A 23,617-nucleotide genomic window follows, 5' to 3' on the forward strand; every position below is an offset into this window, starting at 1 on the left:
GAGCACGTTCATGCAGCGCCTCTTCCTTTCGTTGTTGATCTGCCTGGGCTTCGTGCTCCCGGCCACGGCCCAGGCCTGGTGGCAGGACGACTGGCACTACCGCAAACAGATCGCCGTCGACACCACGCCACAAGGCGCGGCGATCAATCAGGCCCTCGGCCGCACCGCGCTGCTGGTGCGCCTGCACACCGGCAACTTCACCTTCGACGGCGTGAAAGAGGACGGCGCGGACCTGCGCTTCGTCGCTGCCGATGACAAAACTGTGCTCAACCACCAGATCGAAAGCTTCGACGCACTGATGGGTATGGCGTTGATCTGGGTCGATGTGCCGAATGTCGAGGGCGGCCAGCGTCAGGACATCTGGATGTACTACGGCAATCAGAAGGCGCCGGCGACCGGCAACGGCCAACTGACTTTCGATCCGAATTACACCGCGCTGTATCACTTCGACGGCGCTACTGGCACCCCGGCCAAAGACACCACCGCCTATGGCAACACCGCGCAAAGTGCGACCGGTGCGGCGATTGACGGCGTAGTAGGGCGCGCCTTGCAGTTCAGCGGCCAGCCGTTGCTGCTGCCGGCCAGTCCATCGCTGCAACACAACGCCGGCAGTGCGTTCACCTTCAGTGCCTGGTTGCGTCTGGATCAGGCCAGTGGCGAGCAACTGATTTTGGCCCGTCGTGAAGGCGCCAACAGCCTGCTGATCGGTGCCAACCAAGGCGTACCGTTCGTGGAGATCGATGGCCAACGTGCCGTGGCTGCTCAGGCGCTGAATCCGGGCCAATGGCAACACGTTGCGCTGACCGCTGAAGGCGCGAAAGTCACGCTGTACATCAACGGTCGCGAAGGTGCCACGCTCGCTCAGGCGATGCCAGCCTTCAACTCGGTCATGGCCATCGGCGGTGATCTGCACGAAGGGCCGTTCCAGCCGTTCGTGGGCGCCATCGACGAGCTGCGCCTGTCGAAAGTCGCCCGTCCCGCGCCGCTGTTGCTGGCCGACGCCACCTCGCAAGGTGCCGAGTCGAAACTGGTCGCTTACGGTGTCGACGAAGAGCAGTCCGGTTTCGGCTTCGGCAGCCTCGGTTTCCTGCTCAACGCGGTGCCAATCGACGCCTGGGTGATCATCGCCGTGCTGGTGCTGATGATGTTCCAGTCGTGGATCATCATGCTGCGCAAGAACCGTAGCCTCAGCCGCGTCAGCGCCGCCAACGAAGACTTCCGCGTGCAGTTCGCCAAGGTCGGCACGCGTCTGGAGATGTTCGCCGACGACGCGCAACTCGCCCAGCGTTTGCAGCACTCGTCGCTGTGGCGCCTGTACCTGGTGGCCGTGAAAGAGATCCGCACCCGCCGCGAGCAGGGCGCTGATACCTCGTCGGTTTCGGCGGCGACCATCGAAGCGATCCGCTGCTCGATGGACGGCGTGCGCACCCGCGAAAACCAGCAACTCAGTTCGAAGCTATCGACCCTGTCCAACGCCATTGCCGGCGGCCCGTACATCGGCCTGCTCGGCACGGTGCTGGGGATCATGGTGGTGTTCCTCGGCACGGCAATGGCCGGCGACGTCAACATCAACGCCATCGCGCCCGGTATGGCTGCCGCGTTGCTCGCTACCGCCATGGGCCTGTTCGTCGCGATCCCCGCGCTGTTTGGCTACAACCGCCTGATCACCCGCAACAAGGAAGTCAGCGCCGACATGCGCGTGTTCGTCGACGAGTTCATCACGCGGCTGGCGGAAATGCACGGCGAGAGCCAGTTCAGTGAGGCTTCGCATCAGCGCGGCCATCACGCCAACCATTCCGTACCGGCCTGAGGAGCACTGCCATGGCGTCCGTAAATGCCTCCCACGACGATGACGAAGATGCCGCGGTGGACAGCATCAACATCACCCCGCTGGTCGACGTGCTGATGGTGGTGCTGGTGATGTTCATCCTCACCGCCACCGCGCAGGTCTCCGGGATCCAGATCAACCTGCCCAAGGCCAGCGCTTCGGTGTCGCTGTCCGAGGCCAAGACCAAGGCGATTTCGGTCAACGACGGCGGTCAGGTGTTCCTCGACGCTTACCCGGTGACGCTGGCCGAGCTGGAAGAGCGCCTGCGCATCGAGAAGGCGCAGAGCCCGGATTTCCCGGTGATCGTGCGCGGCGACGCGACGGTGCAGTACCAGAAAGTCATCGAAGTGCTGGATCTGTTGCGCCGGCTCGAACTGTCCCAGGTCGGTCTTGTGACCGGCAAACCGAGTCAGGGCTGAGTCATGACCGCACAACTCCCGATCGAGCCGCTGCCGGTGAAAAACCCCGCGCTGCGTTACGCCAAGTGGGTCGCCGGATTGCTGATCGGCGCACTCGCCGCGTGGTTTCTCTGGCAGTGGGCCAACGACATGAGTGGCATCCGCCGCGAAGCGCCGAAGGTGCCGACGATCATTCCGTTGCCGCCACCACCACCTCCGCCGCCGGAAAAACCGCCGGAGCCGGAAACCCCGGTGGAAGAAAAAGTCGTCGAGCCGGAACCGACGCCTGAGCCCGAAGAGGTCAAGCCTGAGGAAGAAGCGCCGCCATCACCGGCGGACGATCTGGCCACCCCGATGCAAATGGACGGCGATGCGCAGTCCGGCAACGACGCGTTCAACATCGGCGCGGGCAAGGGCGGCGGCATGGCTGGCACAGGCGGCGGGCGCCTCGGCACCGGCACGTACAGCCAGTTTCTGGCGTTCACCTTCCAGCGCTTGCTGCGCGAGAACCCCGAGCTGCGCAACCTCGCGTTCTCGCTGCAGGCCGATGTGTGGCTGAGCAGCGTCGGCGAGATCACCCGCGTCGAGCTGATCAAGTCCAGCGGCAATCCCGAAATCGATACGCAAGTGCTGGCGGCGCTACGCGGTGCGCCGGCCCTCAGCGAACGGCCTCCGGCCTCCATCACTTTGCCTGTGCGCCTGTCCCTGCAAGGGCGGCGTCCGGGTTAATTCAACCTATTTATTGCCAAGCATTAAAGCTTTGCCAAAAGGAGTTGTGTGCAGATGATTTCCAACGTGAATCGATTGTCCCTGGCGGTCGGCATGGTCATTGCGACCCTGGTCGGTCAGGCCGTGGCAGCGCCTGCGCCCTCGGAGAACGCCACGATCAATCTGATCCGCTTGCTGGTCGAGCAGGGCATTTTGAAACAGGACAAGGCCGACGCACTGATCGCTCAGGCGCAGAACGAGGCGGCGCAGGCCAAGCAGGCGGCGGCGTCTACCGCCGTGGCTGCCGGGCCAGTGGCCGCGCCGGGCGATGTCCGCGTGCAATACGTACCGGCAGCAGTGCGTGATCAGATCCGTGATCAGGTCAAAGCCGAAGTCATGGCCACCGCCAAACAGGAAAACTGGGCCGCGCCCAACACCTTCCCGGACTGGGCCTCGCGCATCAGTTTCGACGGCGACATTCGTCTGCGTGACGAATCGCGCTACTACTCGGATAACAACAGCAACGAAATCGTCGACTTCGCCAAGCTCAACAACAACGGCCCGTACGACGTCAACCCGAACAGCAGCACCAGCCTGCCGCCGCTGCTCAACACCCGCGAAGACCGCACCAACCAGTTCCGTATTCGCGCACGGCTCGGCATGAAAGCGGTAATTACACCGGAATGGACCGCCGGCATTCGCATCGGCACCGGCTCGGACAACAACCCGGTGTCGACCACGCAAAGCCTCGGTGGCGGTTTCGCCAAGAAAGACATCTGGCTCGATCAGGGTTACCTGAACTGGAAGCCGACGGATGAACTGACCCTGACCGGCGGGCGCTTCGCCAATCCGTTCATGTCCACCGACATGCTCTATTCCAACGACCTGAATTTCGACGGTGTCGCGGCGATTTTCGACCACAAGCTCAACCGCGATTGGGGCGTTTTCGGCACCGTCGGCGCGTTCCCGGTGGACTACACCAACGACACCGCCAGCAGCAACGGTTTCGACAAGGAAGAGAGCGACAACAAGTGGCTGTACGGCGCACAGGTCGGCGCCAAATGGGCGATCAACAGCAACAACCGTTTGAAGGGTGCGCTGGCGTATTACCGCTTCGACGACATTCAGGGCGAACGCTCCAGCCCTTGCGAACCGTGGGCCGGCGCGCCGGGTTGCGACAGCGACGGCAGCCGCACAGCGTTCATGCAGAAGGGCAACAGCGTGTTCCTGCTGCGCGACATCACCCCGAACCCGCTCAACCCGAGCACTACGCCACAACCGCAATACGTCGGCCTGGCCTCCGAATTCAACCTGCTCGATTTGAACGTGGTGTGGGACGCCGACCTGCCTGATGACTTCAAACTGCGCAGCCAGGGCAACTACATCCACAACCTCAGCTACGACGAAGGCGAGATGCGCAAACGGTCCGCCGGGCAGATCGTCAACAACCTCGACAGCAACGGCAACATCGAAAGCGGCGCCAATGCGTGGATGGTGCAGTTCACCCTCGGCAGCGCGCTGGAGCTGAAGAAGCAGGGCGACTGGAACCTGTTCGCTGGCTACAAGTACATCCAGCCGGACGCCTTGCCGGACGGCTTCAACGATTCGTCGTTCCACCTCGGCGGCACCAACGCCAAAGGCTATTTCATGGGCGGCAACTACGGTCTGGCGAAGAACGTTTACGCCACCGGTCGCTGGTTGAGCACCGAAGCGGTGTACGGCGCGCCGTTCGACATCGACGTCTTACAGCTTGAGATCAACACGCGCTTCTAAGGCGCCGGGAGAGGGTGATGAAAATCCGCTGTTTATGGCTTGGGCTCGGGATGTTGGTGGCCACCGGGGCAAGCGCCGAAGGCATGGAAGAACGCCTGCGCACGCAATTGCGCAGTACCGCTCAGCAACTGCAGGCCCTGCAAAGTCAGCAAGCCCAGGCCAGCGCTGCGCAACTGGCGGCGCAAAACGAAGCCAAGGCTGCGCAGGCGCAAATCAAGCAATTGAGCGCTGAACTGGCCAAGGCCAAAGGCGTTGCCGAGCAACTCGCGGGGCAACAACAAACCCTGCACAGCCAGGCCCAGGCGCAAGTGGCGGCCAGTGCCGAGCAGACCGGCAAGTTCAAAAAGGCCTATGACGACTTGCTGGTCATGGCCCGTGCCAAAGAAGCAGAACGGTCTAAGCTTCAAGCGCAATTGGCTGAACGTGACACACAAGTGCAGCAATGTTCAGTCAAGAATCAGCAGATGTACGGCGTCGCCAAACAGATCCTCACCGCCTACGAAAACATCGATGTGGCCGAGGTGATGAAGATCCGCCAGCCCTTCGCGGGCAGCGCCCGGGTCAAGTTCGATGAACTGGCCCAGGGGTTTGGTGACGAGCTCTACAAGACTCAGTTCGACGCGCCGCAAGCCGCGCTCGCGCACTGATTAAAAACACGGATAAACAAGGAAGAAACGATGACTCAATTGATCACCCACGTATCGCCAAAATCCCTGACCGAAGTCCTGCAAGCGGCGGGTTATCGCGTCAACGAAACCGAGCAGAACGGCATCGTCCAGTTGCTCAGCGCCAGCCAGGGCATTGGCTACGCCGTGCGTTTCGGCAACCCGGCGGTGGAGCAGGGCAGCTACGTCGATTTCACTTTCAGCTGTGCGCTGCGCGTGCAGGGTGAGTTGCCACAGGGTGTGGCCGAGCAGTGGAATGCCACGCGCCGTTTTGCGCGGTTGTCGTTGCAGGGTGAGTTTCTGGTGATGGAAATGGACGTGGTGGTGGCCGCTGGCGTGAGCAACGATCACTTGCGTGGCAACCTCGAATTGTGGGATCGCCTGCTACAGGAATTCATCGTCTACCTGCGTGATTTCACCCAGAGCAACGCCGCTGCGCAGACCGCGAAAGTCGCTGTGACCGAGCAAGAGGAAGTCGCGCTGTGAAAAAGCCTGCCATGGTGATCGGCGCCGGAGCAGTGGCGCTATTGGTGGTGGCCGTGGCGCTGGTGGTGCGACCGGGCAGTGACCCGGTCGCCGCTCAGCAATCGTCGCCGGTGGCGGCGGTGGCCGGGGGGCCGGCGGTGGCGCGGTTGGGCAATCAACAGGTATCGCCTGACGAGTTGCAAGCGTTGCTGGCGACGGTGCCGCCAGAGACTCGCGAGCAACTGCGCGGCAATCGTCAGGCGCTGGAGCGCTGGATTCGCACACGGCTGGCCGAGAAAGCCGTGCTGGAGCAGGCCGATGCCCAGGGCTGGGCGCAGCGCCCGGAGGTTGCGCGGCAGACCCGTGCGGCGACCGAGCAGATTGTCTTCCGCGACTATTTGCGCTCGGTCAGTGAAGTCCCGGCGGATTATCCGAGTGCGACCGAATTGCAGCAGGCCTATGACGCTGGCAAGGCGAACTGGCAGACCCCGGCGCTGTATCGGGTCAGTCAGATTTTCCTTGGGGTGAATGATCCGCAGGCACTGGAACCCGTGCGCAAACAGGCGGCGGAGTTGAGCAAAAAAGCTCAGGCAACGCCGGCAGAATTTGCTGCGCTGGCCACTCAGTATTCGCAGGATCGAGTGACTGCCGAGCGGGGTGGCGATAGCGGTCTGCAACCGTTGCAGCAGTTGGTGCCGGAAGTGCGCGGCGCTGTCGCCCGGCTCAAGGTCGGCGCGGTGTCCGATCCGGTGCAAAGTGCGGCCGGGTTCCATGTGATCAAACTCACCGAACAACAACCGGCGCGCACCGCAACGCTGGATGAACTGCGCGATCAACTGACTCAGGCGCTGCGGGCGCAGCGTCAGGAGCAGATTGCCCAGGCGTATCTGGACGGCATGCTCAACACTGCAACGCTGAGCATTGATGGGGCCGAGCTCAATAAAATCCTAGAGGAAAAACTGTAACCCGATTCTCCACAAAACCTGTGGGAGCTGGCTTGCCAGCGATGAGGTCGGCACATCCAACTTCACAGTTGACTGACACACCGCTATCGCTGGCAAGCCAGCTCCCACAGGGGTTCTCCACTGGGTTCAGAAAATAATTGAAAGTGCCGGAAGCCATCAAACAACAAAGATCGACAGGGAGTCATCGATGTCATTCACCGAACCCGCAGGACGACAGGGCAGCTCTGATTACCGCTGGTCTCAGGACAAAAGTGAACCCTGGCTGGCGCAAGCCGCGGCCATTGAAGCCGACGTCGCCCAATACTTTCTGGTCAGCGCCCGTTGCGGTTGCTTCATGCAAGCGGCGCGCAGCCTTAACGTGCGTTCGACCCTGCTGCGCAAACAGTTGGCGCAGCTTGAGCAGGAACTTCAGCATTCGTTGTTCAGCTTTCAGGGCAGCGCCTTGAGCCTGACCCGCGAAGGCCAGCAATTGCAGGCCAGACTGGTCGCGCTGGCGAATGAGCGCAAACTGCCGGTGGTCGAGCAACCGCTGATTCGCCTGGCCGTCGCCGAATCGATCCTGCACGACATCCTCGGTCGCGATCTGATCGCATTGCTGCGCCGCAATGCCAGCGTGCGCCTGGAGATCATCGCGCTCGACAGTGAATTGTCACTGCGCGCCGTCAGTGCGGATGTCGTCCTCTGGTTGGCCCACGGCGACACACCGCTTCCGGGCCCGACCTTTGCCGTTTCCCCGCCGCAACGACTGGCCTCTCTGGATTACCTGCCGCACATCGCCAAACGCTATTCGCGCGTCACCGCACGTCCGGACAGCGCTGATGACCTCGCCGATTTCATGCTCGTGCAATGGCAGCACGACCGGCAGATCGACAGCTTTCGCCCGTGGAACGAACTGGTCGAGCAGCGCCTGGCCGGCGTGGTGCAGATGCAATCCTATGAATTGATGCTGGAGATGATCCGCTGTAGCGCCTGCATTGGATTGTTGCCGGCGTACATGAGCCGCTTCGACCGTGGCCTGATCGCGCTGCCAGGGCTGTTCGAGGAGCCGATGCAATTGCAGGCGTGGTTGGCGGTGAATGCCGAGTCGCAAGGGATCGTCGAAGTGCAGACTCTCATAGAACTCATCCACCATACCTTCAGTGAACGCCAAGAATGGTTTGAATGATTGCGCACTGATTTCTTGTGTAGGAGCTGCCGAAGGCTGCGATCTTTTGATCTTGTTTCTTGAATATCAAAATCAAGATCAAAAGATCGCAGCCTTCGGCAGCTCCTACCGTTTGTATGTGTTGAGGTGGGCGGTTTAGAGTGATCGGCCACTCATCGATCCAGGAAGGATCAACCATGCCTGAGCACAACCCCGCCATTCACCTCGAACGCTTCAACGAATCCCACGTCGAGGGCATTACTGCGCTCTACAACGACCCGGCCGTGGCGCGGCAGGTGTTGCAGATGCCGTTTCAGTCCACCGAGGTCTGGCGCCAACGTCTGCTGGCGGATAATGAACGCGCGGTGAAACTGGTGGCGCTGCATCAAGGTGTGGTGATCGGCAATCTCGGGCTGGAGGCGCATTCGCGGATGCGTCGGGCGCACGCTGGCAGTTTCGGCATGGGCGTTGCGCTGGCGTGGCAGGGCAAAGGCGTGGGTTCGCAGCTGTTGGCAGCGGCGCTGGACGTCGCCGACAACTGGATGAACCTGCACCGCGTCGAACTTACGGTCTATGCCGACAACGAAGCGGCCATCGGCCTCTACCGCAAATTCGGTTTCGAGGACGAAGGCCTGTTTCGCGATTACGCGGTGCGCGACGGGCAGTGGGTCGACACCCTGAGCATGGCCCGCCTGCGCAATCGGTCGAAATTCTGACTCAGTCGCCCAGCGCGAACGCCACCGCCGACTGTGCATGCAGTTCGGTGGTGTCGAGCAGGGGCAGGGCGCTGTGTTCGGGTTTGACCAGCAGGCCGATTTCCGTGCAGCCAAGAATGATCGCCTGCGCGCCACGGGCGGTCAGGGATTCGATCACCCGTTGATAGATTTGTCGCGACTGCTCGCTGATCACGCCGACGCAGAGTTCGTCGTAGATGATCCGGTGCACGTCCTTGCGTTCGGCCTCATCCGGCACCAAAACCGTCAAACCCTGAGCGATCAGGCGCTGCTTGAGAAAGTCCTGTTCCATGGTGAACGCGGTGCCAAGCAGGCCGACTGTCTGCGCGTCGATCTCCAGCGCTGCCTGTGCTGCCGGTTCGGCGATGTGCAAAAACGGAATACTGATCGCCGCCTGAATCTGCTCGGCAACCTTGTGCATGGTGTTGGTACACAGCACCACGCATTCGGCCCCACCGGCCTCCAGCTTGCGTGCGGCATCCACCAGAATCGCCGCGGCATCGTCCCAGCGCCCGGCGTGCTGGGCCTGTTCGACCGGGCCGAAGTCGACGCTGTACATCAGCAATTGTGCAGAACGCAATGGGCCGAGGCGGTCGCGGACCTGTTGATTGATGAGTCGATAGTATTCGGCGCTGGACTCCCAGCTCATGCCGCCAATAAGGCCGATGGTGCGCATTGGATTTCCTCGGGCAAATGACCCTTGTCGAGAATTCAGGTCTGTCGGGAGTTTCCTTCGGTTTTCGGCGCGATACCAGCAGCAACGGACTGTACCGCTGATCTTTCGCGCAAGTGTCATGGTGTTTCTGACCGTACAGAGAAGCTCCGATCTGCCACTATGGTGTTTCGCAGGATCCTTTCCGAGGCACACCGCAATGAGCGACGTTCAACAACTGGGCGAGATGCTTCGTCACTATGCCGAAAGCGAAGCGCACAAGAAGCAGGTTTTCGAAACGCAGTCGCAAGTCTGGGCGACAAGGATTACCGGGTTGTTCGGCGATATTCAGCACTGGCTGGAGCCGGTGCAGGCGCCGAATCTGCTGGAGGTCAGCCGCGAACCGTATGTCGCATTCGGGCCGAGCACGCCGGTGGAGACATCGACCTTCAAGACCGAAAAACTGAGCATTGTGATTGCCGGCAAACCGGTGGAGTTTGTGCCGGACGTCATGGGCAGCGGCGGGCAGATTTCCCTGGCGGTGATGGGGCTGACGGCGGCGCGCTATGGCAGCATTTCACTGGTGGGCCTGCCGGACGGCGCGTGGCAGTGGCGCAAGACCAATGGCCTGAAGGACCCGGATACCTTCGCCTTTGACGCCAACTTCCTTGCCCAGCAATTGCAAAGTCTGATCCCCCGCGACCGCGCTTAGATCGCCAGGATTCTCGCGATGATCGTCCCCACGCTCTGCGTGGGAACGCCTCTACGGACGCTCCGCGTTCGGCTTTTGGGACGCAGAGCGTCCCGGGCTGCATTCCCACGCAGAGCGTGGGAACGATCAAAAGATCGCAGCCTTCGGCAGCTCCTACAGGGGCCGGGATTTACATATCGAGGTTGATCCAACCCGGTTTTGGCGCTTCCGGCGCCACCGCTTTCACGCTTTTCCCGGTAGCCAGCTCAACCCGCCGCGCCACTTCCGGATCATCGGCAAACGGCACCATGCTCGCCTCATCCAGACTGTCCGCCGTTTCCCGCCGCAGGCAGTACTCCACCGCCAGCCACAGAAACACCACGCCCAGCACATCGAAGACAACCTCCATCATCACCGGCTCCCTGCTTCAGGCGATCTGCGCGTCACGGTGGGCCAGCGCGACGTCGGCAACGCGCACCGTGCGCCACACGTTGTAAGCCATCAGCAGCATGCCTGTGAGGAAAAACGCCCCGCCGGCAAAGCGCACGATGAACCCCGGATGGCTGGCCTGCAGCGCTTCGACAAACGAGTAGGTCAGCGTGCCGTCCTCGTTGATGGCCCGCCACATCAGACCCTGAGTGATACCGTTGACCCACATCGAGGCGATGTACAACACCGTGCCGATGGTCGCCAGCCAGAAGTGCAAATTGATCAGCGGTGTGCTGTACATCTGCTCGCGGCCAAACACTTTCGGCACCATGTGATACGTCGCGCCGAAGGTGATCATCGCCACCCAGCCCAACGCCCCGGCGTGCACGTGGCCAATGGTCCAGTCGGTGTAGTGGGAGAGGGCATTGACGGTCTTGATCGCCATCATCGGCCCCTCGAACGTCGACATGCCGTAGAACGCCAGCGACAACACCAGGAAGCGCAAAATCGGATCGGTGCGCAACTTATGCCAGGCGCCGGACAAGGTCATCATGCCGTTGATCATCCCGCCCCAGCTCGGCGCCAGCAGAATCAGCGACATCGCCATGCCCAGCGACTGCGCCCAGTCCGGCAGGGCGGTGTAGTGCAAATGATGTGGGCCGGCCCAGATGTACAGGGTGATCAGCGCCCAGAAATGCACGATCGACAACCGGTACGAATACACCGGGCGATTGACCTGTTTCGGCACGAAGTAATACATCATCCCGAGAAACCCCGTGGTCAGGAAAAAGCCCACGGCGTTGTGCCCGTACCACCATTGCACCATCGCATCAGTGGCGCCGGAATACACCGGATACGACTTGAACCAGTCCACCGGAATCGACAAGTGATTGACCACGTGCAGCATGGCAATCACCAGAATGAACGCACCGAAAAACCAGTTGCCGACGTAGATGTGCTGGGTCTTGCGCTGCACCACGGTGGTGAAAAACACGATGGCGTACGCGACCCAAACGACGGCCATCCACACCGCGCCGGTGAACTCGATCTCGGCGTATTCCTTGGTGGTGGTGTAACCGAGCGGCAGGCTGATCAGCATGATCACGATCACCGACTGCCAGCCCCAGAAGGTGAACGCGGCGAGGGTGTCCGAGTACAGCCGAACCTGGCAGGTGCGCTGCACCGCGTAGTAACTGGCGGCAAATTGCGCGCTGCCGGCGAAACCGAAAATCACCAGGCTGGTGTGCAGCGGTCGCAGGCGGCCGAAGGTGGTCCACGGCAGGTCGAGGTTCATGTCCGGCCAGACCAGTTGCGAGGCGATGAAAACGCCCATCGCCATCCCCACCACACCCCAGAAAATCGTCGCAATGACGAATTGGCGGACGACCTTGTAGTTGTAAGCCTGTCCGATTGTTGCTGTGCTCATGGTCAGTTCATCCACGGTTGCAAAGTCTTGCCAGGCCACCCGGTCTGGCATGAGCTGCACTGTAGGAACCCCGCCAGAAACAAAACAGGCTCAGGAATTTTTGATTTGTGCGGATCAGATGGAGGTGCTGACTGCGGCGTTCTGCCACGCGCTGATATGGTTTTTATCGCTTCAGGTGAATTTGTTGCGTGCTGCGCTGTAGCGCCATAGTGCGGTCAAAAACTGTAGGAGTGAGCCTGCTCGCGATTGCGGAGTGTCAGGCAACGATGATGTTGACTGACACACCGCAATCGCGAGCAGGCTCACTCCTACAGAAAAGCGGCGGTAACAAGGGAAACCCTTACAAGCTTGCCCAATCGGGGATTTTCCCTTGGGTCGATGGTGGCCTTTTGGTAGAGTCGCCGTCGCCAGCGGGTTTTCGGCTGGACGATGGAACCGAAGAAGGGAGTCTGATCAGTGAGTCCGGGCAAAAAAATCCTCGGTCTCACAGCGTTGCTTTTGATGGTGACGCTGTGGGCCAGTTACTTTTATGTATTCAAAGAGAACAGTGGCGGCCAGCTCGGCGGTGTCGGCGAAAGTACCGCGTGGTGCGGCACGCCGCCGACCAACGAAGCGGCGTTGCTGGGCAAGGATCAACTGACGCTGCGCGTCACCAACAACCTGCGCGGCGAGTTCATGCTCAGCGGTTCGCTGGTGGTCTCCGAACGCACCTTCAACCGTTATGACTTGAGCCGCAATGAACTGCGCTTGCGTCTGGAACCGTTGCAGTGGTCTTACGGCGTCACGCCGATTTTCCTTGAGCAGGTCAAGGTGCAGCCATTGAGCCGCAACCTCTCCGCGACCAACAAAAGTGCCTACGCCGAACTTGAGCCGCGCCCGATTGGGGTGCAGGGCCAGGTCACCGAATTCCCTTTCGACACTTATCGCTACGGCTACAAACCGGTGCTGTATTACCTCAAGGGCAGCGAGCGTGTCGACCTGCGCTTCAAGAACATCACCACGCTGATGGAGATGTCCAACACCTTCACGCCAATCCAGAAATACAACCGCGTCGACTATATCAACGAGAAGACCTCGATGATTCGCGACGAGGATTTCAAGGCGTACGGGCCGCACGAATGCGCGTTCAGTGTCGAGCGTAAAGGTTCGTTCAAGGCGGTCGTGCTGATGTTGCTGCTGGTGCTCTGCCTACCGTTGCTGCTGGTGTTCTACCGCAACGAACCGGGGATCGACTTCCTCGCCACACTGGTCGGCGCCGCGATCGTGCGGGTGCTGCTGATCGGACCGGTGCAGGACTTCCAGTTGTACAACATCGACTTCCTCTTGGGCGCGGCGATTCTGCTGGTGGGCACGGTGTCGCTGATCAAAGCGATGCACATCAACAGCCGGCGCGAGATGGCGTTGCGCAGTGGTGAGACGTCGTCCTGGTAATTCCGCGAGCTTGATTACCACTCCGATCCTGTAGGAGTGAGCCTGCTCGCGATAGCGGTGTATCAGTCAACATTGATGTAGCTGACAAGCCGCTATCGCGAGCAGGCTCACGCCTACAGGGGGCGGGGCTGAGCGCACGGGTCACTTCAGCGCCGGATCCCCCATATTCATCTTCTTCCAACCCTGCAACAGCACCTGCGCCTTGGGCTCTTGCCCGCTGTCGAGATACCACTGGATCAGCGACAGCCGCGCATTGCGGTTCGCCGGTTGTACCTTGAGCAAACCTTCGAGAATGGCGCAGGCTTCATCAACCTTGCCATTGCCATGCAACGCCACGGCCAGCACATAGCCGTACTGCGCGTTCTGCGGTTCCAGTTGCGCGGCTTTTTTCAGTGACGCCATGGCCTCCGCAGTCTTGCCAGCGCGGATCAGCGACAGTCCACGCGTGTGCTGCAGCAGCGCGGCATCCGGGTGTTCCTTGAGGCTCTCGTCGAGCAGCTGTTGCGCTTCCCGACCACGACCATTGGCTTCCAGCCACTGCACCAACGTCACCAGTGCCGGGTAGAAGTCCGGGTCACGTTTCAGCGCTGAACGCAGCAAGCCCTCAACTTCGCCGCTGCGACCACTGGCCTGATAGAGCATCGCCAGATTCAGGTTGGCCTCGGCGCGCTCCAGCAGGCTTTTCTGCACGGCCTCGTACTCGGCAATCGCCGCGTCCCAGTTGGCTTGCGCGGCACCGAGACCGTCGTTACGCGCGACGCTGAGCAGATCCCGCGCCGCGACGATGCGCACGGCTTTCACCGGATCACCCAGCAGCGGCGCCAACAACGGCGCACGCTCCGGTGGCGGCAGGAATGCGCTGATCGCCCGCACCGCGCTTTCGCGAACCTGGGGGGATGGATTTTTCAGATCCTGAGTCGCCAGTTTCAATGCCTGTTCGCTCGGATACAGCGGCAGTTCCGCGAGCAACGTCGCCCGTTGGATCGCCGGCAGGTTGCTGCGCTGCAACTGCGCATACAGCGCATCCGCAGCGCCGGGCTGGCCGTTGCGGATCAGCCACAGGCTCTCGTCATAACGTGGCGCTTGCGGCGCGGTGGAAGCGCTCCACAACTTGAACTGCGCGGTGACCTTGTCGCCGGCCTTGCCCTGGTGACAGGTCAGGCAGGCATCTGGCGTACCGAGCTTCTGCGCGCGTTCCGGGTTGGGAATGCTGAAACTGTGATCATGGCGGAAGTCGTTGCCCATGTAGAACTTGCCGGGCATGTGGCAATCCACGCACTGTGAGCCAGGCTGGCCCATGGTGTGGCGGGTGTGTTCGATGGAATCGTAGTTCTTCGCTTGCAGGCCTTTGCCGTCAACGCCTTCGACCGAAGTCTTGCCGGCGGTGTTGTGGCATTGCAGGCACACCGCATTGCCCGGTGCTTTCAGTTCGCTGCTGTGCGGATTGTGGCAGTTGCTGCAGCGCACGCCCTTGTCGAACATTTTGCTTTGCAGGAACGAGCCGTGTTCGAACACCTCATCCTTGATCTTGCCGTCCAGTGCGTAGAGCTCGCGGGTGAGGGTGCTCGGCAGGTAATCGTCCATCAAGCGCTTGCCGACGGTGTAACCGTCGCCCAAAGGTGCGCGGCGCGCATGGCAGCGAGCGCAGGTTTCGATCTCGACGGTGGCGTTCTTGTCCTTTAGGTCGACATCGAAACCCTGGTGGATCAGATCACCTTTTTTCTGCGTCCATTCCAGGTGATTGGACGCCGGACCATGGCAGGCCTGACAGCCGACACCGAGGCTGTTCCAGTGACTGTTGAAGGTGTTGCTCGCCGCGTCGAAATTGCGCTTGAAACCAGTGGTGTGACACTCGACGCACATGAAGTTGGCGTTCTGGCTCGGCTTGCTCCAGTGCAGCGGGTTCTTGAAGTTGACGCCCTGGCCGGGGTAGAGGTGGAACCAGCGATGTTTCTCGGTATCCCACGCCACGCCGAGCGCCTGCAAGCGACCCTCACCGACTTCGATCAGATACTGCTGCAGCGGCGCGATGCCGAAGGTGTAGGCGACTTTGAAATCTGCATTCTTGCCGTCGATGCCGGGGGTATTCACCCAGAATTCATCGCCCTTGCGCGAGAACCGCGTGGTTTCGTTTTCCGCTTTGAAGGTGACGTTATTGAAGTCGCCAAGCATGGTCTCGGCGTTGGCCGGTTGCATCGCCAATTGGTGATGCGAGCCTTGCCAGTCCTTGACCTGTTCGGTGTGACAGCCCTGGCATTGTTGTTCATCGACCATGGTTGCCGGTTTCAGCGCGACCGGTTGTGGCTTGGGCGCTACGGGTGCAGGTGCAGGTGCAGGTGCAGGTGCAGGTGCAGAAACGGCGGGGACGGTGCTCGGCGCGGTGGTCGACGCAGGGCTGAACAGAAACCAGCCGATTCCGGCAACCGCGGCCAGCAGCACGCCAATGGTGATCGGGAACAGGTATTTCGAAAGTGAAGGTTGCGACGAATCAGGGTCGGGTTGTACTGCTTTATTTTTATGCTTGGGCATTACGACTTCCGTGGTCCAGGTGCATTTGCCGTCTGGCGTGCGTTCAAGCTCGATGCAGCTTTGCCGGATGGCCGGCGTCTGTCAAATGACGGTTGTGATCTATCGCTCAGGCTTACGTGAATTCTGTAATTTGCAATCGCAAATGCTGAGGTTTTAGCTATACCTGTAACTCCCCCAGGCAAAGTTTTCGGCCTTCTGACAGGAGTTACAGCATGAAGCTAGCAGTAATGATGGGCACGCTGTGTTTTGCGACCCTCGCCGTAGTGGGTTGCTCCAGCAAAACCGTCGACCCGAAAGAGTACTCGGGCTTCCTCAAAGACTACAGTCAACTGAAGGAGGCCAAATCACCGTCCGGTGCCGAGGTGATGCGCTGGATGGACCCGAAACTCGACATCAATAAGTTCAGCAGCGTGTATGTCGAACCGAGCCAGCTCTATCCAAAGCCACAACCGACCGCAAAAATCTCCCAGCAAACCCTCAATGGCATCACCAGCTACTACGACCAGGCACTCAAGCGTGAGCTGAGCAAATCGTTGCCACTGGCCTCAGGACCTGGGCCTGGCGTGATCGTAGTGCGTCCGGCGATCACCGCCGTGAGCAGCAAGACCGAAGGCCTGCACGCCTATGAAGTGATCCCGATTGCACTGGTGGCTGCGGCAGTCAGCACCGCCAGTGGTATCCGCGATCAGGAGACCACGCTGGCCACCGAAGCGGTGTTCATGGATGGCGCCAACAACCATGTGGTGGCTCAGGTTGTGCGCAAAGGCACTGGCAAACCGCTGGAAAACGACACTCAGGCGTTGAAGGCCGATGATGTCAAAGCCGTCATTGATGGCTGGGCAACGGACATGCACCAGATGTATCTGAAGCTGAAGTCCGAATCCAAATAACCACCGCCCATGTAGGAGCTGCCGAAGGCTGCGATCTTTTGATCTTGCTGTTCAACAGACCAAAAGATCAAAAGATCGCAGCCTTCGGCAGCTCCTACATGATTGGTTTATCAGGTTCATCGGTGGATCAGGCGCTGAATCATTTGCCGGTAAACCAGCGGAAATACGGATTCGCACCATCCCACTGCATCACGTCGCGCATATCCCTTCCCCACGCTTCCCGATCGCCGTCATAGGCATGCAGGCTCGCCCGGTAAAACTGCATCAAACGCTGGCGATGGGTTTCCATGCGCTCGGTGAATCCGGCATCGGCATTGACCAGTGACGGTGGCTGATACAGATCGAGCAACGCTGGCAGCACCCGAGTAATTTCCTTGCTGCGCACCCAGGGCGCGTATTCGATGCGCGGCTGGTCGTCGGTCACCGCCGGCGCGTCGGCGGCAAAGCGTTCAAGACCTGCGCGATCGGTCACCCAAGTGGCGAGCAGGGCAGCAGCGGAGCCGATGCCGACATCCTGCAAGGTGCTGCGCACGCTGTCCTGCTGAAACCGCTCGGAGATTTTCGCGGCATCCAGTTGCATCGGCTGCATCGACCCGACCAGCAACATCTCGTGAAACTCACTGGTCCACAACGACGCGTACGGGAACACATCGAGGAAGCTGCGCACCAGCGAGCGCGAGTCGTCGATGTTCTGCGTCGGCAGTGGCAGCCACTGCGCGACGATGCCTTGTTGCTCCAGACGGCTGGCGGCCAGTAGGTAGAAATCTCGCGAATACAGATTGACCACGCCGGCAGCGGAGGGCGGTGGCGGCTCGAGGGTGATCAAATCGTAGGTTTGCGCACTGCTCAGCAACTCCTGACGGCCATCGCGTAGACGTACGTCGACGCCGGGGTCGCTGGCCGCGTTGAAGTTTCCTTTGAACAGCGGCGCAGCCTTGACCACTGACGGCAGCAATTCGGCCACCACGCGATGTTCCAGCCCCGGATAGCGCAGCATCGCGCCAGCGGTGATGCCGGTGCCGAAACCGATCACCAGCGTCGAGCGCGGTTCGCCGTTGTGGATCAGCAGCGGCAGCAACGCCTGGATGCGCATGTAGCGCAGTGACGGCATCGCGTCGCCGGTGTTCGAGACGCCCTGAATGTACAAACGGTGGAAGATGTTTTCGCCGCGACCTTGCGCGACCACCGCGACGGTGCCGCCACGACCTTCTTCATAAAACGAAAGAGTGCCGTTGCGCGCGCCGGGCAACAGGCTGGCGAGTTTGTCGACCGGTGTAAACACGGCCAAGGCCACTGACACCAGACCCAGCGCGACCACCGCCTGACGCCGGCCTTTCTTGACGTGGTGTCCTTTGCGCACGGCGCAGTAGCCGACGCCAGCGGCGATGAGCGCCAGCAGGCCCAAGGTACGCACCAATCCCAGTAACGGAATCAACAGGAAACCGCACAGCATCACGCCGACAATCCCGCCCAGCGTATTGAATGCCACCACTGCACCGACATCGCGCCCGACACGCTCCTGACCGACGCTCAAACGCAGCGCCAGAGGAAACGCCGCGCCGAGCAGCAACGTCGGCACAAACACGATGCTCAGCGCCGCCACGGCAAAGCGCGCGCTCATGCCGGCCAGATCACTGGCGCCCAGGCTCAGCAGCCACATTTCGGCCTGGGTTTGGGCGAGGATCAGCCAGCGCCCGAGCACGGCGATCTCCAGCAGCGCGATCAGCCCGGCGCCGGCAATCAGCAAACCGAACACACCCCACGGATCGCGAATCCGTTCAACGCGGCGGGCGAGCAGGGCGCTGCCAATAAACAGCCCAGTGAGGTAGGTCGCCAGCACCACGGCAAACGCATAGGTACGGGTGCTCATGAACTGCACGATCGATTGCGACCAGACCACTTCGTAGCCGAGGGCCACGCCGCCGGCGATGGCGTACAGCCAAAGCGCGGTGCGATCCGAAGCTGTTTCGCTGTGATGTTTGACGGTGGTTGTTACGGGTGCCGGCTGCTGTCGGGCAAACCATAACGCGGCGACGGCGGCCAACAGATTGAGCATCGCTGCAAACAACGCACTGCCGCGCACGCCGAGGGTGGCGATCAACACAAACGCCGCCAACAAGGTGCCAACAATCGCGCCCAGTGTGTTCGCCGCATACAACTGACCGCCGGCCTTGCCCGGGTCAGCCGCCAGCGAACGCACCAGCACCGGCAGCGTGCCGCCCATGAGAACGGCGGGGATACCGACCAGGGCGAAGGGCAGCAGCCACGCAAGGATCCCGACGTGTCCTTGCAGCCAGGCAAACGGGCTGGCTGCCAAACTCATGGCAAACGTTGCGCCGACCCCAAGGATGGCCACCAGCACTTCCAGCCCGGCGTAGAGCAGAACCGGTTGCTGCAAGCGATCTGCCCAGCGCCCGAACAGCCAGCCACCGATGGCCAAACCGGCGAAAAACGCGCTGATGCCGGTGGTGATCGCGTAGACCTCGACGCCGACCACCAGCGACAGCTGCTTGATCCACAGCACCTGATAGACCAGCGCGGCGGCGCCGGAGATGCACAGCAGCAGGGCGGGAATGAGCAGGGCTGCAGAGGTGGATTGCGGAACGGGTATGGCCGAAGGCTTGCTGGCGATACGTGAGGACATTGCGGACGCCTTAGTTCAAAAGTCATTGTGACTGGCTGATCGTTCCCACGCTCTGCGTGGGAATGCCTCATTGGACGCTCTGCGTCCGCTTCGGCAAGGGACGCGGAGCGTCCCGGGCTGCGTTCCCACGCAGAGCGTGGGAACGATCAATAAGTCCGCCCGCCGATACAGGCGGGCGGCAGTCTTGCGGTGTTACTGCGCAGCTTTCATTTTTTCTGCAATTTTGGCGTCTACCGCAGCACGGATCTGGTCGATGCTGAAGCTGGCCGGTTTCTGGCTAGGTGGGTAATCGACGAAAGTCTGCAGGAATGCGGCGGACTTCATCACGGCGACCTCTGTCAGGTAAACGTTCTTCGTCGTCCAGTCAGAGTACTGGTCGGAAACGACGTCCGCACGTTCATACGGATCCATGCGCAGGTTGAAAATTTTCGGTACGCGCAGGCATACGAACGGTTCGCTCCAGACTTTGAAACCGCCCGGTTCACGCTGTTCGCAGAAGACCGCTTTCCAGTTGTCGTAACGCATCGACACCAGCACGCCATCGTCGTTGAAATAGTAAAACTCTTTGCGTTCACCCTTTGGTTGCTGGCCGGTCAGGTACGGCAGTTGGTTGTACCCGTCCAGATGCACCTTATAGTTGGCGCCGCCGGACGCCGGTGCCCAACCTTTGAGCAACTTGTCTTTCACATCCGCATCACCGGCAGCGGCGAGTAGCGTCGGGAACCAGTCCAGACCGGAGAACATCTCGTTGGAGACTTCGCCCGGTTTGATCTTGCCTGGCCAGCGCACCATTGCCGGAACCCGGAACGCACCTTCCCAGTTCGAGTTTTTCTCGTTACGGAATGGTGTGGTCGCGGCGTCCGGCCAGGAGAACTGGTTCGGACCGTTATCGGTGGTGTAGACGACGATCGTGTTGTCGGTGATTTTCAGGTCATCGAGGGTTTTCAGCAGTTTGCCGACGTCGCCGTCGTGTTCGATCATGCCGTCGGCGTACTCGTTGCCGGCCATCCCGCTCTGGCCTTTCATCGAATCACGCACATGGGTGAACAAGTGCATGCGCGTGGTGTTCATCCACACGAAGAACGGCTTGTCCGCCTTGGCCTGTTTCTCGATAAAGGCTTGGGCTGCAGCGGTGGTTTCGTCGTCAATGGTTTCCATGCGCTTGGTGGTCAGCGCGCCGGTGTCCTCGATCTTGCCATCGGCGAAACTGTGAATCACGCCGCGTGGGGTGAAGGCCTTGGTGAACTCGGGATTGTCCTTGGGCCAGTTCTCGCGTTCCGGCTCTTCTTCGGCGTTGAGGTGGTACAGGTTGCCGAAAAACTCGTCGAAACCGTGGTTGGTCGGCAGATATTCGTCGCGGTCACCGAGGTGGTTTTTGCCGAACTGGCCGGTGGCGTAACCTTGCGATTTCAACGCTTGAGCAATGGTGATGTCACGTTTTTGCAGGCCGACAGTTGCGCCCGGCAGGCCCACTTTCGAAAGGCCCGTACGCAGCGGCGTCTGGCCGGTGATGAACGACGATCGTCCAGCCGTGCAACTGTTCTCCGCGTAGTAATCGGTGAACATCATGCCTTCTTTGGCGATGCGGTCGATGTTCGGGGTCTTGTAACCGACAACGCCCATGGAATAGGCGCTGATGTTGGTCTGGCCGATGTCATCGCCGAAGATCACCAGAATGTTGGGTTTTTCAGCCGCTGTGGCAGTTGCCGACAGCGCCATCACCGAGGTTGCCACCAGGGCGAATTTCGGTAGCCACTTGCGTATGCGAGTCATCTGACTTGCTCCTTTTCGCGGGGGTCGTTTATTGCGACTAACGTTTATTGCCGTCCTGCATCACGCTTTTCTTATTGCACCTGCTCGGTGACCGCTGACTCGAACGGGTAGATCCGGCGCCATTCGCTCGCCATATCGACCACGGTCCAGCCACGGGAATTTGCTTCGTCGAGCGCCTTGTCGAGACGCCCGATATCGGATTTGCGGTCATAGGCCCATTCGCGCTTGGCGTCGGTGTGATGCACCAGACCCATCAGGCGTTTGCCGGAACCTGCCGCCGTCCACTGCAGCATCTGCAGGTCGCCGTCGGAGTTGCCGAAGGCGAGGATCGGCCGGCGGCCAATCACTGCATCGATGCTCTCCGGTTTGCCCGGGCCGTCGTCGTTGTGCGCCAGTTTCGGCGTGCGCACGATCGAGGCCTTGCCGTCCTTGTATTGGAATGAAGTGATGAACGTGGTGCCGATCACCTGTTCCGGTGGAATGCCGTAAACCTTCTCGGCGAAGGCACGCATGAACCCGGTGTCGCCGCCGGACACGATGTAGGTCTTGAAGTCCTGTTTGCGCAGGTAATCGAGCATTTCCAGCATCGGCTGGAAGATCATCTCGGTGTACGGCTTGCCGGTTTTGGGGTGGCGGGCCTGACTGAGCCAGGTCTTGGCGTAGTCATCGAAAGCTTCGGTGGTCATGCCGGTGTGGGTCGCGCCGACGATTTTCAACAAGCCGTCCATGCCCGACGCCGCGAGGGCCTTGTGGTCGTTTTCCAGCACCGCTTTGAACGGCTGGGTGGTTTTCCATTCGGGGTGCTGCGCCGCCGTGCGCTTGACCTCGTCCAGCGCAAACAGCAACTCGAAGTACATCGGTTGCTCGCTCCACAAGGTGCCGTCGTTATCGAACACGGCGATGCGCTCGGCCGGTTTGACGAAGTCCTTGCTGGTCTGGTCGGTGATGGCCTGGACGAATTCAATGATGCTTTTTTTCGCCGGTCCGTCGTTCCACGACGGTAGCGGCTCGCTGGCCTGCGCAAGCAGGGGCAATGCCAGGCTGAACAGCAGGGCGAGTCCGAAACGTTGGCGGTACAGCATCGGGTTCGTCATGGGAAATCCTTCTCGTGAACGGGATTGAGCGGGCGCAGGGCCGGCGCCGGTTTTACCTGCTGCTGTTGGACCTGACTGTGAAGCGTAGTCAAGGATTCGCGTAGTTGAACGAGTGTTTGCTCGGCGGTTGGCTGGCGACCGTAAAGCCCGCGTAACAGCCCTTGCAGACGCGGCGCGGCATCGACCAGTTTCAGGCCCAGCCGACTGCGGCGTAGCCACAGATACAGCGCCGTCAGTTGTGCAGGTTTGCCTTGCAGTTCGGCGTTGATATGTCGCCAGGCATAGTCAGGCGACTGTTGCCAGGCCAGTTGTCGCGCGTGTTTGCGCGCCTGCCAGCGTTGCCAGCCACGGATGAGGGCTGGGCGGCTCAGATAACCGACGCCGATCAGCGCCACCAGCAGACTCAGCCACACCAGCCAGCGCGTGGACAAATACAGACGATGCTGGCCGAGCTGTTTCAGGTCTTCGCTGATCGAGAACACCGGTTTGTAGGCGCTGTTGGCAACGGCATCGAACGTCACGGCGGGCACCTGCGTGGTGCGGGTCTGTTTTGCGGCAGAATCCCACCACTTCACCGCGATCGCCGGCAGGGTGTAGGCGCCGGCCTTGTCGATGCGATAGCTGACACTGTCGATGCGCTGACCGCCAAGAATGTCGCCGCGACCGTCATCGAGGCTGGTGACTTGCGGGGTTTTCACATAACGGCTCAGGCCGGCGACATCGTCCAGAGCCGGAACGGGCAGGGCCATCGCCAATGCACCGTTGGCTTGCAGGGTCAGTTGACGGGTGATGCTGTCACCGACTTTCAGCGGGGTGGCCGAATTGACGATGCTTTGCGTGAAGCGCAGGCCTGTGGCGACCAGTGGCGTTTCTCCGGGTTTGAACCCCGGTGGCTGGGCGGCGCTGAACTGCACGGGTTGGCTCTGCGCACTGATCTCGGTGCTGGACTGGCCGGGCGTGGCGCGCACGGTGAGTGCTGGAATGTCGAAGCTGCGCGCGACATTCGGGGTGATCAGGTAGCTGTAGCGCAAGCCGTTAAAGGATTGTCCGTCGATGGTCTGGTTGAGGTGCTGGGCCTGACCGTTCGGCGGCATGACTTGAGCGCCGTCGAGTTTCAGCTCGGGCAGGGTGGCGGCACTGGTGAACCAGGTGTCGGTGAGGACGTCGAGTTGCAGTTCGACCAGACCGCCAACCATCGCGCCTTCGGCGGGTTGCAGGTGGGCCTGGATTTTGAGTTGGGGGGTGGCTGCAAATGTATTGAAGCTGAGCAGGCTGGTCAGCAACACAATGCTGATTTTTGTGGTGCTTGCTCGGGCCCCATCGCTGGCAAGCCAGCTCCCACAGAGTTGTCCAGTGTTCACAAAACCGGTGAAAACAC

General features: G+C 60.9%; 20 protein-coding genes. 12 read left to right on the plus strand and 8 right to left on the minus strand.

Annotated features, from left to right (window positions below; all coding sequences use genetic code 11):
* Positions 1-10 precede the first annotated feature (10 nt).
* The 9 genes from EJA71_RS13085 to EJA71_RS13125 all read left to right on the plus strand — a co-directional run bounded on the left by EJA71_RS13085 (position 11) and on the right by EJA71_RS13125 (position 8,662).
* Positions 11-1,810: a DUF2341 domain-containing protein gene (locus tag EJA71_RS13085; protein ID WP_158957440.1), complete on the plus strand. Its 1,800-nt coding sequence runs from the start codon at positions 11-13 to the stop codon at positions 1,808-1,810.
* Between the two features lie 11 nt (positions 1,811-1,821).
* On the plus strand, positions 1,822-2,247 hold the full coding sequence (locus EJA71_RS13090; RefSeq protein WP_007915482.1) for a biopolymer transporter ExbD: 426 nt from the start codon (positions 1,822-1,824) through the stop codon (positions 2,245-2,247).
* A 3-nt stretch (positions 2,248-2,250) separates the two neighbouring features.
* Positions 2,251-2,955 carry an energy transducer TonB gene (locus tag EJA71_RS13095; RefSeq protein WP_158957443.1) on the plus strand — a complete coding sequence of 235 codons (705 nt, stop codon included), beginning with the start codon at positions 2,251-2,253 and terminating at the stop codon, positions 2,953-2,955.
* A gap of 54 nt (positions 2,956-3,009) precedes the next feature.
* Entirely contained in the window at positions 3,010-4,707 is a 1,698-nt protein-coding gene (locus EJA71_RS13100) for a putative porin (protein WP_158957445.1), read from the plus strand.
* 17 nt (positions 4,708-4,724) lie between these two features.
* Complete coding sequence (locus tag EJA71_RS13105) at positions 4,725-5,354, plus strand: DNA repair protein (protein WP_158957447.1); 630 nt, start codon at positions 4,725-4,727, stop codon at positions 5,352-5,354.
* 30 nt (positions 5,355-5,384) lie between these two features.
* Positions 5,385-5,858 carry a YbjN domain-containing protein gene (locus EJA71_RS13110; RefSeq protein ID WP_158957449.1) on the plus strand — a complete coding sequence of 158 codons (474 nt, stop codon included), beginning with the start codon at positions 5,385-5,387 and terminating at the stop codon, positions 5,856-5,858.
* Complete coding sequence (locus EJA71_RS13115; RefSeq protein ID WP_158957451.1) at positions 5,855-6,802, plus strand: peptidylprolyl isomerase; 948 nt, start codon at positions 5,855-5,857, stop codon at positions 6,800-6,802. The genes EJA71_RS13110 and EJA71_RS13115 overlap by 4 nt, the downstream gene beginning before the upstream one ends.
* A 187-nt stretch (positions 6,803-6,989) precedes the next feature.
* On the plus strand, positions 6,990-7,967 hold the full coding sequence (locus EJA71_RS13120) for a LysR family transcriptional regulator (RefSeq protein ID WP_158957453.1): 978 nt from the start codon (positions 6,990-6,992) through the stop codon (positions 7,965-7,967).
* Positions 7,968-8,143: 176 nt separating this feature from the next.
* The gene (locus tag EJA71_RS13125) at positions 8,144-8,662 is read left to right on the plus strand and encodes a GNAT family N-acetyltransferase (protein WP_158957455.1); all 519 of its coding nucleotides are present in this window, start codon (positions 8,144-8,146) and stop codon (positions 8,660-8,662) included.
* A gap of 1 nt (position 8,663) precedes the next feature.
* Here EJA71_RS13125 and EJA71_RS13130 read toward each other — a convergent pair whose 3' ends face one another.
* Positions 8,664-9,356 (minus strand): aspartate/glutamate racemase family protein, encoded by a 693-nt coding sequence (locus EJA71_RS13130; protein WP_158957457.1) that lies wholly within the window; start codon positions 9,354-9,356, stop codon positions 8,664-8,666.
* A 196-nt stretch (positions 9,357-9,552) separates the two neighbouring features.
* Between EJA71_RS13130 and EJA71_RS13135 the strand changes: the two genes are divergently transcribed.
* Positions 9,553-10,044 (plus strand): hypothetical protein, encoded by a 492-nt coding sequence (locus EJA71_RS13135; RefSeq protein WP_158957459.1) that lies wholly within the window; start codon positions 9,553-9,555, stop codon positions 10,042-10,044.
* A 169-nt stretch (positions 10,045-10,213) separates the two neighbouring features.
* Here EJA71_RS13135 and EJA71_RS13140 read toward each other — a convergent pair whose 3' ends face one another.
* Together EJA71_RS13140 and ccoN are read right to left on the minus strand one after the other, a co-directional pair.
* Positions 10,214-10,432 (minus strand): cbb3-type cytochrome c oxidase subunit 3, encoded by a 219-nt coding sequence (locus EJA71_RS13140; RefSeq protein WP_158957486.1) that lies wholly within the window; start codon positions 10,430-10,432, stop codon positions 10,214-10,216.
* An 18-nt stretch (positions 10,433-10,450) separates the two neighbouring features.
* Positions 10,451-11,878 carry a cytochrome-c oxidase, cbb3-type subunit I gene (gene ccoN / locus EJA71_RS13145; RefSeq protein WP_158957461.1) on the minus strand — a complete coding sequence of 476 codons (1,428 nt, stop codon included), beginning with the start codon at positions 11,876-11,878 and terminating at the stop codon, positions 10,451-10,453.
* Between the two features lie 456 nt (positions 11,879-12,334).
* On the opposite strand from ccoN, the gene EJA71_RS13150 reads away from it, so the two are divergent.
* Complete coding sequence (locus EJA71_RS13150; protein ID WP_158957463.1) at positions 12,335-13,309, plus strand: hypothetical protein; 975 nt, start codon at positions 12,335-12,337, stop codon at positions 13,307-13,309.
* A gap of 141 nt (positions 13,310-13,450) precedes the next feature.
* On the opposite strand, the gene EJA71_RS13155 is transcribed toward EJA71_RS13150, so the two are convergent.
* A complete protein-coding gene (locus EJA71_RS13155; protein ID WP_158957465.1) occupies positions 13,451-15,838 on the minus strand; it encodes a tetratricopeptide repeat protein in 2,388 nt (795 codons plus the stop codon).
* 212 nt (positions 15,839-16,050) lie between these two features.
* On the opposite strand from EJA71_RS13155, the gene EJA71_RS13160 reads away from it, so the two are divergent.
* A complete protein-coding gene (locus EJA71_RS13160; protein WP_158957467.1) occupies positions 16,051-16,728 on the plus strand; it encodes a DUF3313 domain-containing protein in 678 nt (225 codons plus the stop codon).
* 139 nt (positions 16,729-16,867) lie between these two features.
* On the opposite strand, the gene EJA71_RS13165 is transcribed toward EJA71_RS13160, so the two are convergent.
* From EJA71_RS13165 to EJA71_RS13180, 4 genes are all read right to left on the minus strand, one after another.
* Entirely contained in the window at positions 16,868-19,372 is a 2,505-nt protein-coding gene (locus EJA71_RS13165; protein ID WP_158957469.1) for a fused MFS/spermidine synthase, read from the minus strand.
* A 192-nt stretch (positions 19,373-19,564) separates the two neighbouring features.
* The gene (locus EJA71_RS13170) at positions 19,565-21,145 is read right to left on the minus strand and encodes an arylsulfatase (protein ID WP_158957471.1); all 1,581 of its coding nucleotides are present in this window, start codon (positions 21,143-21,145) and stop codon (positions 19,565-19,567) included.
* Between the two features lie 71 nt (positions 21,146-21,216).
* The gene (locus tag EJA71_RS13175) at positions 21,217-22,239 is read right to left on the minus strand and encodes an HAD family phosphatase (protein ID WP_158957473.1); all 1,023 of its coding nucleotides are present in this window, start codon (positions 22,237-22,239) and stop codon (positions 21,217-21,219) included.
* Positions 22,236-23,600: a hypothetical protein gene (locus EJA71_RS13180; RefSeq protein ID WP_256671737.1), complete on the minus strand. Its 1,365-nt coding sequence runs from the start codon at positions 23,598-23,600 to the stop codon at positions 22,236-22,238. Before EJA71_RS13180 ends, EJA71_RS13175 begins: the two co-directional genes overlap by 4 nt.
* Between the last annotated feature and the right edge of the window lie 17 nt (positions 23,601-23,617).

Source organism: Pseudomonas sp. PB106 (assembly GCF_009764645.1).
Classification (GTDB): domain Bacteria; phylum Pseudomonadota; class Gammaproteobacteria; order Pseudomonadales; family Pseudomonadaceae; genus Aquipseudomonas.

Excerpts from the sequence above, each read along its gene's own strand:
- EJA71_RS13110 (WP_158957449.1), top strand. The coding sequence starts at position 5,385 with ATGACTCAATTGATCACCCACGTATCGCCAAAATCCCTGACCGAAGTC.
- ccoN (WP_158957461.1), bottom strand. The coding sequence starts at position 11,878 with ATGAGCACAGCAACAATCGGACAGGCTTACAACTACAAGGTCGTCCGC.
- EJA71_RS13095 (WP_158957443.1), top strand. The coding sequence starts at position 2,251 with ATGACCGCACAACTCCCGATCGAGCCGCTGCCGGTGAAAAACCCCGCG.
- EJA71_RS13135 (WP_158957459.1), top strand. The coding sequence starts at position 9,553 with ATGAGCGACGTTCAACAACTGGGCGAGATGCTTCGTCACTATGCCGAA.
- EJA71_RS13170 (WP_158957471.1), bottom strand. The coding sequence starts at position 21,145 with ATGACTCGCATACGCAAGTGGCTACCGAAATTCGCCCTGGTGGCAACC.
- EJA71_RS13160 (WP_158957467.1), top strand. The coding sequence starts at position 16,051 with ATGAAGCTAGCAGTAATGATGGGCACGCTGTGTTTTGCGACCCTCGCC.
- EJA71_RS13085 (WP_158957440.1), top strand. The coding sequence starts at position 11 with ATGCAGCGCCTCTTCCTTTCGTTGTTGATCTGCCTGGGCTTCGTGCTC.
- EJA71_RS13090 (WP_007915482.1), top strand. The coding sequence starts at position 1,822 with ATGGCGTCCGTAAATGCCTCCCACGACGATGACGAAGATGCCGCGGTG.
- EJA71_RS13165 (WP_158957469.1), bottom strand. The coding sequence starts at position 19,372 with ATGTCCTCACGTATCGCCAGCAAGCCTTCGGCCATACCCGTTCCGCAA.
- EJA71_RS13140 (WP_158957486.1), bottom strand. The coding sequence starts at position 10,432 with ATGGAGGTTGTCTTCGATGTGCTGGGCGTGGTGTTTCTGTGGCTGGCG.
- EJA71_RS13130 (WP_158957457.1), bottom strand. The coding sequence starts at position 9,356 with ATGCGCACCATCGGCCTTATTGGCGGCATGAGCTGGGAGTCCAGCGCC.
- EJA71_RS13125 (WP_158957455.1), top strand. The coding sequence starts at position 8,144 with ATGCCTGAGCACAACCCCGCCATTCACCTCGAACGCTTCAACGAATCC.
- EJA71_RS13155 (WP_158957465.1), bottom strand. The coding sequence starts at position 15,838 with ATGCCCAAGCATAAAAATAAAGCAGTACAACCCGACCCTGATTCGTCG.
- EJA71_RS13120 (WP_158957453.1), top strand. The coding sequence starts at position 6,990 with ATGTCATTCACCGAACCCGCAGGACGACAGGGCAGCTCTGATTACCGC.
- EJA71_RS13100 (WP_158957445.1), top strand. The coding sequence starts at position 3,010 with ATGATTTCCAACGTGAATCGATTGTCCCTGGCGGTCGGCATGGTCATT.
- EJA71_RS13175 (WP_158957473.1), bottom strand. The coding sequence starts at position 22,239 with ATGACGAACCCGATGCTGTACCGCCAACGTTTCGGACTCGCCCTGCTG.
- EJA71_RS13105 (WP_158957447.1), top strand. The coding sequence starts at position 4,725 with ATGAAAATCCGCTGTTTATGGCTTGGGCTCGGGATGTTGGTGGCCACC.